Source organism: Thiomicrorhabdus sp. Kp2 (genome assembly GCF_000478585.1).
GTDB lineage: Bacteria > Pseudomonadota > Gammaproteobacteria > Thiomicrospirales > Thiomicrospiraceae > Thiomicrorhabdus.
The window spans coordinates 2,592,695-2,606,240 of record NZ_ARWI01000001.1 but is presented as its reverse complement, the minus strand read 5'-3'; the positions used below and the strand labels follow the sequence as shown (position 1 = coordinate 2,606,240).

Here is a 13,546-nt window from a genome sequence, read left to right as displayed (position 1 = left end):
GATTTAATAACTAACTATTTATTTGAAACCAAGCTTCATTTACAGGAATAAAAATGAAAAAAACACTCAGCATTCTTTCTTTAAGCCTTTTAACTTCACTTTCAAGCTTGCCAGTATTTGCAAACCAAGCTGAAGACGCAACGGTAAACGCTCCATTTGCTCGCGAAGTCCCTCCAGGAGCTCCAGCAAGTGCTAGTTTTATGACAATTGAAAACAAGTCGGGCGTACCACTTAAAATTATCTCGGCTGAATCGGATGTATCTAAGGTTGTAGAACTTCACACTCACACCAATGACAATGGTGTAATGCGTATGCGAAAAATTCCAGCGATTGATGTTCCTGCTTCGGGTAAAACCGAATTAAAACCAGGTGGTTTACACATTATGCTAATTGGCCCGCATAAACCATTAAAAATGGGGCAAGAAATCACCGTAAAATTAAACTTTGAAGATGGTAGTTCTAAAATGGTAACCATGCCAGTTAAATCAATGAAAGGCATGATGATGAAACATAAAATGCCAATGACTGACGATAACAATCATCAAATGGAACATGAAATGAAGCATGAACAAATGATGGAGCATTCACACGAGCACATGCATTAAATTGTTATTTCCTGTTAAAATCTGTCGTCGATAGAAATTCACAATCCAAAAATGGATGACCAATAATAGAAGAGCTGTATGAAAAACAATATTAAACAAGCCACTATGGCAATCGGGCTTATTTTCACATTAGCAATCGCCAATTCAGCGATTGCACAAACAGAAGCGGCTAAACGCGTACTTGAGCGTGAAGGTTCTTTATCAAAATCAGGCACTTTAGAACTGTGTGTTAACTATTCAACCTTAACAAGCGATGCTGAACGCCAAGAGCATATTAAAGAGCTTGACCTTCGTTCTCAGCTTAGTCAAAAAGACCATGACTTTATGGGACAGAAAAAAGTCGTTACCAGTATGACGATGTGCGGTATGTATATGAATCTAGGCAAGCCTCTTGCCGAGAAATCTCGCCAGATTCGTCCAATGACCTTTAAAACAGTACACATTTACCCTGATATGTACTACGTTTCACAGTCTGGGATGATTGTTGAAGTTTACCCGCGCACAGAAGGCTCTATGCCACCTGCACTGGTTCAAGAAAAACCAAAAGTTGAGCCATCGCCTACTTTAAAGCCGTAATAGTGTCTTTTCACTAAACTCAATCATCAGGCTTGTCTTACCAGGCCTGGTGATTTTCCCTCTCCTATTCGCTCAATAGATTCTGTCAACATTCAAAACAATCCGTAATATCTCCTATACAAGTCTCCGTTAATTGATTAAAATTACCAGTTACAAAAAAATAAAATAATAATAGTAATAGCAAAGAAGAGGTCTCCCATGACACAAGATGAACTTAAACAAAAAGTAGCACAAGCGGCAATTGAATACGTTGTTCCAGACACGATTATTGGTGTGGGAACAGGTTCAACGGCTAACTTTTTCATTGATGAGTTGGCTAAAATCAAAGGTAGCATTGAAGGTGCGGTTGCAAGTTCAGAAGCCACTGCGGAACGCTTAAAAGGTCACGGAATTCCTGTGTTTGATTTAAACAGTGTTGCAGAGATGTCTGTTTACATTGATGGTGCTGATGAAGCCGATCCAAGTCTTCACCTGGTAAAAGGTGGTGGTGGTGCACTTACTCGTGAAAAAATTGTATTAGCGGTTGCAGACAAATTTATCTGTATTGCTGATGACAGTAAAAAAGTCGATGTTTTAGGTAAATTCCCACTGCCTGTGGAAGTGATTCCAATGGCGCGCAGTTATGTGGCGCGTGAAATTGTTAAACGCTTTGGTGGTGAGCCAGTATTGCGTGATGGTTTTACAACCGATAACGGCAATATCATTATAGACATTCACGGCCTAGAAATTGTTGACCCTGTTGCCATGGAAAATGAATTAAACAGCATTGTTGGCGTAGTCACTAATGGTTTGTTTGCAGCTCGTAAAGCGGATATTTTCCTTTGTGGTACAGCAAACGGCGTTGAGACTATCACCGCAAAATAATGAAAAAAGTCTGACAATCATTTGTAGGATATTGTCAATACGCAATGACAACGTATGATTACATCAAGACAGCAAAAAGGGTCATCTTTACAATGACCCTTTTTTATTGAGCTACTTTATTGAACCACCCTCCTTTAGGGTGTGATAATTAGAGAATATTTAGAGAAATATTATGGAAAATATCGGCAGTAAAATTTTTGGACTCTTTGTTGTAGGTTTACTTTCTACTCTACTTTATCTCACTGTATTTTCAGATGGCCTCGGACAGGCGCCTAATGTAACGGTTACAGGTACGCAGGGGCAAACTATTCAGCTGAACAAGCCAATGAAACCTGTTTTAGTCAACTTTTGGGCAACCTCTTGCCCAGGCTGTATTAAAGAGATGCCTGACTTAGCCAAAATGAAACAAACTTTGGGCGATCGCTTTGAACTGGTTGCTATCTCTATGGACTACGATCCCGCCAAACAAGTTGAAAAATTCATTAAAGCCAACCCTTATCCGTTTACCTTTGTGATGGACACTGATGGTCAATTAGCCAAAGCCTTTGGCGATGTTTTGCTAACCCCTACCAGTTTTTTAATTGCGCCTAACGGAAAAATTGTTTATCAACAAGTAGGTGAAGTGCAATTTGAAATGGTCACTGAACGCATTAAACAGATGAGCCCGCAGTTATAAATTGGTAATCGCTCAACGCCACTCCTTATTCACTTGAGTAAGGAGAACCCTTCTCTCCTTCCTAAAAAATCAAACCCTTATGACAGAGTCTTCTTTCAAGCCTATTTCTGGTTTATATGTAATTACCGATACCCAATTAATGAACAGTCAAAATATCATTAAAAAGGTAGAACAAGCCCTTAAAGGCGGGGCTAAAATCGTTCAGTTTAGGGACAAGGTTAACGACCAACTAACAAAAATCGAACTTGCCAGCCAACTTAAATCCCTTTGTCAAAGCTACCAGGCCTGGTTCATTATCAATGATGATATTCAATTAGCTAAACAGGTGAATGCGGATGGCGTACATATTGGCAAAGACGATGACGATATTACTCTTGCGCGTCAGGAACTCGGGAAAGACGCCATTATTGGTGTGAGTTGTTATAACGACTTAGCACGAGCCAAAGCCATGCAAACATTGGGTGCCGACTATGTCGCCTTTGGGCGTTTCTTTGCATCCAAAACCAAACCCAATGCACCACAGGCTGATTTAAGCACCTTAACACTCGCAAAAAAACAGCTCAATATTCCCATCGTAGCCATTGGTGGTATCAATATAAACAATGCAAACTCGCTCATCAAAGCGGGTGCAGATTCGGTTGCGGTGATTCAAGGCATATTTGCCCACAAAGAGATTGAAAACCAAAGCAGAGCCATTCAAAATCTATTCTAATGTGCGTTTATAACCCCGCTTATCTTTAGAGGTAAATCAGGCTATAATACCGACACATTTTAGCGAACCTATTTTTGCTGTTAAGAGTCGATAACATCGCATTTCAACAAGCTATACCAAAAGGAATCTCCATGAGTAAGTCACATGATCTATTTGAAGCCGCCCAAAAACATATTCCAGGTGGCGTAAACTCACCCGTTAGAGCGTTTAAAGGCGTTGGTGGAGATCCTGTTTTTTTTAAAGAAGCCAAGGGGGCTTATTTAATCGACGCCGATGACAGACAGTACATTGACTATGTCGGCTCTTGGGGGCCTGCAATCCTTGGCCACGCCAATCCAGAAGTGGTTAAAGTGGTTCAACAACAAGCCGAAAAAGGCTTAAGTTTTGGTGCGCCAACAGAGATTGAAACCACCATGGCCGATTTAGTTTGCGACCTTATCCCATCAATGGATATGGTGCGTATGGTGAGTTCAGGTACTGAAGCCACCATGACCGCGATTCGTTTGGCTCGTGGTTATACTGGTCGCGATAAAATCGTTAAATTTGAAGGGTGTTACCACGGTCATTCAGACTCTTTATTAGTAAAAGCTGGGTCTGGTGCTCTAACCTTGGGAGTACCCTCTTCACCAGGCGTTCCAGCCGCTCTAGCCGAAGAGACTCTGACACTTACCCACAATGACTCTGACGAAGTACGTAAAGTCTTTGCCGAGATCGGTGATCAAATCGCTTGTATTATTGTAGAACCTGTTGCAGGTAATATGAACTGCATTCCGCCAGAAGAAGGTTTTTTACAAACCCTTCGTGAAGTGTGTGATGAATCGGGTGCGGTACTGATTTTTGATGAAGTCATGTGTGGTTTCCGTGTTGGCCTACAGGGTGCGCAAGGTTTATATAATGTGCAGCCAGACTTAACCACTTACGGTAAAGTCATTGGTGGCGGTATGCCTGTTGGAGCCTTTGGTGGTAAACGTGAAGTCATGCAACACATCGCCCCTCTTGGCCCAGTTTACCAAGCAGGTACTTTATCAGGTAACCCATTAGCGATGGCGGCAGGTTTAAAAACCTTACAAATGATTCAAGAAGACGGTTTCTTTGAAAACCTCACTGCTAAAACCGCAAAACTGCTCGCTGGCATGCAAGCGGCCGCAGATGAAAACAATATTCCATTCACCACTAACCAAGTGGGTGGCATGTTCGGTTTCTTCTTTACCGAAGAGAAAAACATCAGCCGTTTTGCACAAGTTTGTAAAGGCGATATGGATCGTTTCAGAGCCTTCTATCACGGCATGTTAAATGAAGGTATTTACCTTGCTCCTTCTGCTTTTGAGGCTGGGTTTATCTCATCTCAACATACTGATGAAGATGTTGAAAAAACCATTGAAGCGGCTCGAAAAGTCATGGCGTGTTTATAAATACATTTGATTCTACCAGGCCTGGTAAAAACCTATTTACCAGGCCTGGTATTTATTAAACCCCTTCTGTTTATTCTTTAAAAACACTCAAATATGCAACATTCACCACAAACGCTTGTAGCGCTATTCAACCAAACATTTATACCTAGCTATAACACCGAGTTAATTTGCTGTGAAGAAGAGCCAATCTATCGCCCTGCTGATGCACTGCATCCGCATCATAGAATTATTTTCGCGCACGGTTTTTTTGCCAGTGCACTGCATGAGATTTCGCACTGGTGTGTGGCAGGTAAAGAACGCCGTTTGCTCGAAGATTTTGGCTACTGGTATGAACCTGACGGCCGCTCAGCAGAACGTCAAGCAGAGTTTGAAAAGGTAGAAGTTAAACCTCAGGCTTTAGAGTGGATATTTTCGGTTTCGGCTGGGTTTCAATTTCACTTTAGCGCCGATAACATTGCACTAAATAATCAACCCTCTCAAAAGTTTCAAGAAGCGGTTTATAATCAAGTGCAATGCTATTTACAAAACGGCTTACCTAACCGAGCCAAAATGTGGTCAAACGCACTGATAGCACATTACCGAAAAAATGAGAAACTGCATAAAACGGAGTTCTCACTCTAATTTGGATAATTTATGAAAAAGAAAAGTGGTTTATTATTGCTTCTGTCCTGGCTGGCAGGCCTGGTAGGTTTAATTTTAGGTCTCGCCTTAGAGCCATTATGGTTTGCTCGTTTTGGCAGTTTAATTGTATTGTTTGCGGTAATGAGTGAATACTCTCTACTGCATGGCGAATTAAAAATCCTCTATGATAGTTTGGAAAGCAATACAACCATAAGAGAAATTGACGATATTACACCCTCGCGCTGGCATCAAAAGAAGGTACGTCTAACGCATATCACACTAGTAGCGGGTACACTAATCTGGGGCTTTGGCGATTTACTCATATTAATTTAGGCTTTTAGCTTTTTAGCCTTTCTTATCTAGCTATCCAATTACTGCTCAAACAGTGCAACCGTTTTACGAACCTCTTCATACACCCCTTCGTCATAAGGAAAGAATGAACCGCCAGGCGCAAACATAGTAATCATCTCTTGGCCTTCAAAACTTGGGTTTAAGAGTAACTTCTTTATTTTGTTCACAAGCACGGAATCAACTTGTGGTCCCGCAACCAATACAATAGGCGCTAATAACTTTGAGGTGTAAATGACTTTTACAGGATATTTAAGTGCTTGCATACGATCTGCAATACCTAAGGTAGTGGCCGCCGCATCAAAATCACCATAAGCAACCGATAAAACAGCCCTTTCATGCCTACCTAAAAAACTGTATAGCTGTAAATCAGCCAAACGTACCCCATTTTCTTTTAAGGCTTCTCTAATCACAAAATGCCCCGCATAAGAGTAATAAGAACCAAAAGCAAAGCTGTGGTTTTTTAAATCTTGCAAGCTATTCATTTGGCTATCTTTGTGAACAACTACCGCACCTTGGTAGGGTTTTTCTGTAGCAATTGCCTGTACTTTTCTGCCAGAGTCATCAACATAGTTGTCTCGAGCTTTAATAAAACTACTTGGCCCCAAGTACGCAAAATCAACCTTACCTGTTGCTATCTGCCTAATTTGATCTTCGTAACTGGTTGCTACATACAAAGAGACTTTTTGTCCAAGGGTTTGGCTTAGGTAATTAAGTATTGGTTGAAAGTGTAGTTGCACTTTGGAAGGTATGTCATAAGGATGAACAGCTAAAACCAACCCCTCAGTCTTAGGGTTAGCGGCTTGTTCACTGGTAATAACTTCTGGTTTACTCTGTTCTAAATCGGAATCACATCCAAGCAGATTAAGCATCCCAAACAGGGATAAATACACTAAAAACAGTTTCATTCTACGCCCTCAAAATAGTGTGATTAGTCTACCGTTTATTGAGCCCAATTACATCTCAATCACCATTAACTAATATGTATTGCAAAATGCAATACTTTTTGCGTTAAGCACAAACCTTTAAAACAATAAACCATTATATTTCAACAAGTTAATTATGGCACGCTTTTTCCTATTAGTAGTAAGGGATTTGAATGAGATTCAATGTAAATAAAATTTGAACACACCCCAAAAACATAAAAATTTAATCCCAAAATTTAGCTTTTAAGAAATAAATGAGGAAACTATGAACAACAAAATCTTATTAAAACTCACACCAATCGCACTTGCATGTGCGGCCATTTCTCAAGTTCAGGCAGAAGACACCATGAAATTTTATGGTCAGGCCAATATTTCTTTCGACAGCTCCAGTGTAGACTATGGAACAAATACCACAATGGTTGGGCGCACTGAGGGTGGTGAATTTAAAAGTAATGCCTCTCGTTTTGGTATGAAAGGAAGCCTAGATACAACCCTTGAAAATATTTCTTTAATTTATCAACTCGAAGCCGAATACAAAACCGTTGGTGAAAATGGTGATGAGAGTGGCGATGCTAATAGCATTTATGCCCGTGAAGCCTATGCTGGTTTAAAAAATAAGAAGTTTGGTCAGATTCGTATGGGACGTTTAACAACGGGCTATAAATCAAGCTATACCGCAATTGACCCTTGGACGGATCACGTTTTACAAGCTCGTCAAAGTGGGCAACAGGGTGCCTCAAACCTAGACGCTAACTACTTTAATAGCACAGCAGAATATGTTTCACCTAAGATGAATGGCTTTGAAGTAAATGCTCACTATTCAGTATTATCAGACGGCAGCACAACAACTGATATACACAACTCAGGAAAACTTAAAGGCCTTACAGGTGGTAGCGCAAGTGGTTTTGGTGTGAAATATACCAATGGTGGTTTACGTTTAACGGCAGATACCATCACGCTTGACAGTGACAATGACCCAACAAGTGCTACAAGTGCTCAAAATGGTTCTTCAAATCAATTTACAGCCCAATATAAGTTTGGTTCAGGCACAACGTTAGCGGGTTTATATGAAGATGCAACTGGAGTAAACCTGGGTAAAAACGTATTTATGATTGCCTCACAAAAAGTGGGTAAAAATGGTCTACTAACGGCTAGTTACGGGCTAAACGAAGCAGGTAAAGACAATGCCTACAGCAAAACAGATGATGCAACGACCATTGGTTTAGGCGGCAAATATATGCTCACTAAAAAATCAGCCATTATTGCGGGCTGGAGCCAACACGAGCGTGGCGATGATAATGCCACTACATTCACTCTTGGTATTGATGCAAAGTTTGGATACTAAAAACTAAATAATTAATCTATTCTCTTTAAGACCTTTGTTTTTAGCCAGTTTTTTAACTGGCTTTTTTATATGTTTAAGGCATACCGCGATTACCGATATAATAACCAAAATGGAATTCATTAAAGACACCCTATTATGACGCTAAGTCAACTTCGCCCCAAAACACTTGCAGGCATTCTTAATTTTTACTTAGGGATTGGCCTGGTAGTCATCACACTCGCGCTGAGTGTATCGGGTTATTACTTTATCTCTCATATTTTACAAGAATCATTAAAAAGTAAAGCGCTCGCTTTAGCTGAGCAAGTCTCTACACTCACCTTAGATGCCGTTATGTTACAGGAGTACAGCATTATTGAGAGAATGAGCCATGACTTGGTCAATAAGAACCCCGATTTACTTAAAATTAAAATTACCAATCAGCACAACCAAGTGCTTTCAGAAGTAACCCACGCAGAAATAATCGAATCCCCAGGCCTGGAAATTAATAAACCTTTAACTTTCTTTAACCGACCTGCGGGTAATATTTCATTACACTTTAGTACAACCTCTATCAACCAATCCTTATTACAATTGTCGATATTGGCGGCGCTTGCCTTCTTATTCATGCTTGCTAGTTTGTTTTTTGCTGTTCAACGACTGCTCTCTAAACATGTGATTAACCCAATACAAGACTTGTGTTTAGAGCTGAACTCCACCCAAAAAATATTTTATGAAACGCTCGACCTAAAACAAGATTTACCCGATGAACTGAGCCTGCTAAACAATGCCGTGTATAAACTTCAACAAGCTTTACAGCAACACATTAAATCACTTGCTACCGCACATGAATTTAGTGCCAAAGCGACTCAAAACCTCTGTCAAAGTCAAAAACTCATTACCACAGGCCAAATGGCAGCGGGTTTAGCACATAATTTAAACACCCCCTTAGCCAATATCATCGGTTACTCACAAATGGCCATTCAACAAACAGAAGATAACGCCCTCATAGAACGTTTACAAATTATTGAACGCCAGGCAAAAAACTGTTCTGATGCGGTTAAAAACCTACTCGATTCTGCCAAAAAGCCTGAACTAATCATTCAATCGATTGATTTAGTGAGCTTTATTGACAACTTACTACAAACCATGACCCCCATCGCTCGGCAAAAATCCAATATGCGTTTGCAATTTAACCACCCCACTTCTGCCTTGAGTAAAATTGACCCTAGCTCTTTTGAACAGATTATCTTTAATTTAATATCCAATAGCATGGAAGCCAATGCCACAGAGATGATTTTTACTTTAATGGCCGATGAAGAGAGCCCAGGCTGGAAACTTCAGGTAGAAGATAATGGTGAAGGTATTGATAAAGAAACCCAACAAAAAGTTTTTAAAGCGTTCTTTTCAACTAAAACGGCCAATGCACAATCCAACTCAGGTACGGGATTAGGTTTATACCTAAACAGAACGCTTCTTCAACAAATGCATGGGGAGATAACCATCCAAAAAAGCGACCAAAACGGCACAACATTTTTATTGCAGGTACCAATAGATGCTTAATTACTCAATTTTAATTATTGAAGACGATATAGACATGGCCAAGCTTCTGGGTGAATTAGCTGAATCACAAGGCTTTGCTACCACCATTTGCCATACCTTAACTGAAGGGTTGCACCAGCTTCACCAAATTAACCCAGAAGTTGTTTTAACCGATTTAAAATTACCCGATGGGGATGGTTTACAAATCGTTCAAGCGGTTAAAGAGCATAATAACACGACCAAAGTGGTGATGATTACGGGTTATGCCAGCGTTCAAGATGCCACTGAAGCGTTTAAATTTGGACTATTTGACCTGATTACCAAACCATTTGATACCAGTCTTATTCAAAACCTGTTGTCACGTTTACAGAATATGATTCAGCATCAAACTCGTATGCTGCAAATGGAAACCCGACTGCAACAGCTCGAAAAATCCAGTCAAGAACCTATTTATAAATCGCTAGCCATGCAAGAGATTATAAAAGAGGTTCAACAAGCCGCACCGCTCGATGTATCGCTGCTTATTTATGGTGAAACAGGCGTGGGAAAAGGTGTGCTTTCAAAATATGTTCATAGTATTGGTACCAATCCTAAAGGCCCCTATTTTGAACTTAACTGCGCTGCACTGCCAGAAAACCTGGTTGAATCTGAGCTATTTGGTTATGAAAAAGGCGCCTTTACTGGTGCAAGCAACCGCAAAGCAGGCCTGCTGGAATTAGCCAATGGCGGTACTTTATTATTGGATGAAATCAATAGCATTCGACTAGATGTTCAAGCAAAATTACTGCATTTTTTACAAGATCAAACCATTGTTCGTGTAGGTGGAAACAAGGCGATTAAAATCAATGTAAGGCTACTCTTTGCAACCAACCAGCCTTTAAAACCGCTTGTTGAACAAGGCTTATTTAGAGAGGATTTATTCTATAGAATCAATGTCTTCCCAATACAAATTCCGCCATTACGTCACCGTAAAGAAGATCTTCCCGCTTTAGCAGAATCCTTTGTAAAAATGTATGCAAAACGTTTCAATAAACAGATTTATAGTATTTCACCTAAGGTTTTTGACGCCCTTAGTCATTATGACTGGCCTGGTAATATACGTGAGTTAGAGAACATTATTCAACGCAGCGTGGTGTTAACCAAAGGCGATACCATTGAGATTTCTCACCTGCCGAGTGAACTTCACCAATATAAAGTGGGTTCGCTCGAAAATTCGAGCATCACTCTGCCTGAAGAAGCGAGTTTAGCTGAAATAGAAAACCTATGGATTGACCATGTTTTAAATGCTTGCCAAGGTAATAAATCAAAAGCGGCACAAAAGCTAGGCATTGATGCCTCTACTTTATATAGAAAACTGCAACAACAAGCCGCTGAAAAATAAACCGTAAAAAGTAATAAAAAGCAGACAAGAACAACAAGAATAGAAGTAGATAAAAACAAAAAAACCTACCAGGCCTCAAGCCGATGAAGTGACCCCAAAAAGTTGGACATTTTAGTTAAACGGCACTTAAGGCCTGATTTCGATATTCTATCGGAGTCAGGCCTTTTAGTTTCACCTTGATTCGTTTTGTATTGTAATACTCAATATAGTCTTTAATTTCTTCCATTAGATGCTCAGCGCTATTGAACTTCTTACGATGATACATCTCGGTTTTGAGGATTCCAAAAAAGTTCTCAGCAACCGCATTATCTAAACAGTTCCCTTTTCTTGACATGCTCTGAGTTAATCCATTCTCTTTTAGTAACTTCTGTACATCACTATGCTGATACTGCCAGCCTTGATCACTGTGGAATATCGGTTTGACTTTGCCTGTTAACTTATTGACTGCTTCTTTTAGCATGTCGGTCACCAGTGGTAGCCGTGCACTCTTGGCCACTCGATAACTAATCACTTCTTGGTTAAACAGGTCAATCACTGGGGATAAGTAAACTCGCTGTTCTCCGACTTTAAACTCCGTGACATCGGTGACCCATTTTTTATCCGGTGCATCAACACGGAAGTTTCTTTGAAGCACATTTTCGGCAATTCGGCCTACTTGACCTCTATAGGATCGGTAACGCTTTGGCCTGACGAATGACTTCAAGTTCAGTTCTTGCATTAAACGTTGAACGGCCTTCTTGTTTAAAAAGTGACCTAAGCGTCTTAACGCATAGGTCATGCGTCGATACCCATAACGACCTTTATGCTCATTACAGAGTTGTTGAATCGCTCTTTTAACGTCCGCATAACGATCAGGCAGCGCATTGCGCGCCTGATGGTAATAAAACACACTGCGCGCAAGCCCTGCGGCCTTGAGAAGATGTTTAAGTGGATAGAACTTTCTAAGCTGATCTATGAGCCCTGCTTTTTCTTGGTTTGGCGTTCTTTTTCCTGAAGCAGGGCATCGAGCTTTTTTAAATAAGCATTCTCCGCTCGACGGTATTCGAGTTCTTCTCGTAACTCTTCTAGGCTCATTTGTTCGGTTGGTTTAATGGTTTCTTGCTTTTGGTTTTTTTTCATTTTTCTACCCTGCTTTTTAGGCTGCAAGCCTGAAAGGCCGAACCGTTCGAATTGAGTGAGCCAAGTAGAAATCGTACCTGGAGAACTCATGTTATGGACAATACTGGTATAACTAATAGACCAGTTATTTTCACGCATGTGTTTTAGGATACGATATTTGTCTTCAAAAGAGTATGGTGTGTTTCGTTTGATAAACGCATTTTGACCATGGAAACGATAGACTTGTGTCCAGTAACGGATATAGCGATCTGGAATACCGAGTCGCTTGGAAATGGACAGACTGGATTCATGAGAAAGGCATTGCTTAGCAATCGCCAGTTTAAATTCTCGATTGTATTTGGACATGAAAAACCCCCAAAGTTGGTGTCCAACATTTGGGGGTCACTTCACGAGTAGGTTTTAAAGAGATTAAACACAGTATTTTAAGGATGATTAGGTTCGTTTATTAAACAAAACTAACCAATATTTTAATACCGATTTACATTGTAGATTCAATTCGTAAATAAGTACGATTTAGGTTTTGTTTGTGCCATGAATCGTAATGTTCTAAGTGCTTAACTTCTGGCCAATCTTTATTATCAGAAACCGCTTGACCAACACCAGACATATTTTCAGCGGCTTCCGTCAAATTAGTCACTAACTTATCTAGATAGTTCCCCGTTTCAATATCCACTTTTGCCCAATCTGACACCTTACCGTGACCAGGCACAATATAGGTTGCTGGCAATTTACGCATCTCTTTATAAGCCTCATTCCAAGTAACGGTATTAGACCAAGGGTGTACCCCTAACATACGATCTACATAAACAACATCACCCGTAAATAGTACTTTTTGAGCTGGTAGATACAGAACGGAATCACCAGGAAAATGAGCATTACCATAGAAATTTAATTGCATTACAACACCACCAATTTTAAGGGTGTTTTGCGTCTCTTCTAATACGATATCAGCCGTTTTCATTTTAGTGTTTTCTGTGCCAGGTACCTTGCTAGACAATCTGCTCACTAAGGTGTCAAACATAGAAGATTGTGTTTTAACCGTGCCTTTGTAGGCATAAATTTTAGCGCCCTGTTTCGCAAAGTAGTCATTACCTAACCATCTATGGTCTTGGCTACCAACGTTAATCACCGCGACAATCGGTTGTTCTTTAATTGATTTAGCCGCTTTTTCTAATTTTTTAGCCGCTGCATCACCCGCTCCAGAATCAACCAAAACCCAACCATCAGCTGTATCAATAAAACCGATATTATTATTTAAACCTAAGTTTTCAGGTGTACGGTCAGTTAGAGGGCCAATATAGGCATAAACACCATCGGTTACTTTTTGCGCTGAAAAGTCCATCGCATAAGTGCTGTTAAAAACAAATAGCAAAGCTACTGCAATCACGTTTTTAAAATTATTCAGCATAATTTTTTCCTTTTTAGAGCCCTTGTATTAAGAAC

The 13,546-nt window shown here is 40.1% G+C and carries 15 protein-coding genes; 11 read left to right on the top strand and 4 right to left on the bottom strand.

Annotation, left to right across the window (positions count from 1 at the left end; all coding sequences use genetic code 11):
- Positions 1 to 53: 53 nt before the first annotated feature.
- From A379_RS11865 to A379_RS11830, 8 genes are all read left to right on the top strand, one after another.
- On the top strand, positions 54 to 605 hold the full coding sequence (locus A379_RS11865) for a copper chaperone PCu(A)C (protein ID WP_040728297.1): 552 nt from the start codon (positions 54 to 56) through the stop codon (positions 603 to 605).
- 78 nt (positions 606 to 683) lie between these two features.
- Positions 684 to 1,181 carry a hypothetical protein gene (locus A379_RS11860; RefSeq protein ID WP_106381703.1) on the top strand — a complete coding sequence of 166 codons (498 nt, stop codon included), beginning with the start codon at positions 684 to 686 and terminating at the stop codon, positions 1,179 to 1,181.
- A gap of 198 nt (positions 1,182 to 1,379) precedes the next feature.
- Positions 1,380 to 2,045: a ribose-5-phosphate isomerase RpiA gene (rpiA, locus tag A379_RS11855; protein ID WP_040728296.1), complete on the top strand. Its 666-nt coding sequence runs from the start codon at positions 1,380 to 1,382 to the stop codon at positions 2,043 to 2,045.
- Between the two features lie 172 nt (positions 2,046 to 2,217).
- Positions 2,218 to 2,721 carry a peroxiredoxin gene (locus A379_RS11850; protein ID WP_040728295.1) on the top strand — a complete coding sequence of 168 codons (504 nt, stop codon included), beginning with the start codon at positions 2,218 to 2,220 and terminating at the stop codon, positions 2,719 to 2,721.
- Between the two features lie 79 nt (positions 2,722 to 2,800).
- Complete coding sequence (thiE, locus tag A379_RS11845; protein ID WP_040728294.1) at positions 2,801 to 3,433, top strand: thiamine phosphate synthase; 633 nt, start codon at positions 2,801 to 2,803, stop codon at positions 3,431 to 3,433.
- Positions 3,434 to 3,564: 131 nt separating this feature from the next.
- A complete protein-coding gene (gene hemL, locus A379_RS11840; protein ID WP_040728291.1) occupies positions 3,565 to 4,845 on the top strand; it encodes a glutamate-1-semialdehyde 2,1-aminomutase in 1,281 nt (426 codons plus the stop codon).
- Positions 4,846 to 4,938: 93 nt separating this feature from the next.
- Entirely contained in the window at positions 4,939 to 5,466 is a 528-nt protein-coding gene (locus A379_RS11835) for an elongation factor P hydroxylase (RefSeq protein WP_040728290.1), read from the top strand.
- Between the two features lie 12 nt (positions 5,467 to 5,478).
- Positions 5,479 to 5,799 carry a hypothetical protein gene (locus A379_RS11830; protein WP_040728289.1) on the top strand — a complete coding sequence of 107 codons (321 nt, stop codon included), beginning with the start codon at positions 5,479 to 5,481 and terminating at the stop codon, positions 5,797 to 5,799.
- Between the two features lie 38 nt (positions 5,800 to 5,837).
- Here A379_RS11830 and A379_RS11825 read toward each other — a convergent pair whose 3' ends face one another.
- Positions 5,838 to 6,722 (bottom strand): PhnD/SsuA/transferrin family substrate-binding protein, encoded by an 885-nt coding sequence (locus A379_RS11825; RefSeq protein ID WP_051145200.1) that lies wholly within the window; start codon positions 6,720 to 6,722, stop codon positions 5,838 to 5,840.
- A gap of 283 nt (positions 6,723 to 7,005) precedes the next feature.
- On the opposite strand from A379_RS11825, the gene A379_RS11820 reads away from it, so the two are divergent.
- From A379_RS11820 to A379_RS11810, 3 genes are all read left to right on the top strand, one after another.
- Positions 7,006 to 8,085, top strand: coding sequence for a porin (locus A379_RS11820; protein ID WP_040728288.1), 1,080 nt, complete (start codon positions 7,006 to 7,008; stop codon positions 8,083 to 8,085).
- A gap of 135 nt (positions 8,086 to 8,220) precedes the next feature.
- The gene (locus A379_RS11815) at positions 8,221 to 9,624 is read left to right on the top strand and encodes a sensor histidine kinase (RefSeq protein WP_040728287.1); all 1,404 of its coding nucleotides are present in this window, start codon (positions 8,221 to 8,223) and stop codon (positions 9,622 to 9,624) included.
- Positions 9,617 to 10,984 carry a sigma-54 dependent transcriptional regulator gene (locus tag A379_RS11810; protein WP_040728286.1) on the top strand — a complete coding sequence of 456 codons (1,368 nt, stop codon included), beginning with the start codon at positions 9,617 to 9,619 and terminating at the stop codon, positions 10,982 to 10,984. Before A379_RS11815 ends, A379_RS11810 begins: the two co-directional genes overlap by 8 nt.
- Before the next feature lie 115 nt (positions 10,985 to 11,099).
- Here A379_RS11810 and A379_RS11805 read toward each other — a convergent pair whose 3' ends face one another.
- The 3 genes from A379_RS11805 to A379_RS11795 all read right to left on the bottom strand — a co-directional run bounded on the left by A379_RS11805 (position 11,100) and on the right by A379_RS11795 (position 13,511).
- The gene (locus A379_RS11805) at positions 11,100 to 12,026 is read right to left on the bottom strand and encodes an IS3 family transposase (RefSeq protein ID WP_106381680.1); all 927 of its coding nucleotides are present in this window, start codon (positions 12,024 to 12,026) and stop codon (positions 11,100 to 11,102) included.
- A complete protein-coding gene (locus A379_RS11800) occupies positions 11,936 to 12,448 on the bottom strand; it encodes a helix-turn-helix domain-containing protein (protein ID WP_040725716.1) in 513 nt (170 codons plus the stop codon). Before A379_RS11800 ends, A379_RS11805 begins: the two co-directional genes overlap by 91 nt.
- A gap of 133 nt (positions 12,449 to 12,581) precedes the next feature.
- A complete protein-coding gene (locus tag A379_RS11795) occupies positions 12,582 to 13,511 on the bottom strand; it encodes an MBL fold metallo-hydrolase (protein WP_051145199.1) in 930 nt (309 codons plus the stop codon).
- Between the last annotated feature and the right edge of the window lie 35 nt (positions 13,512 to 13,546).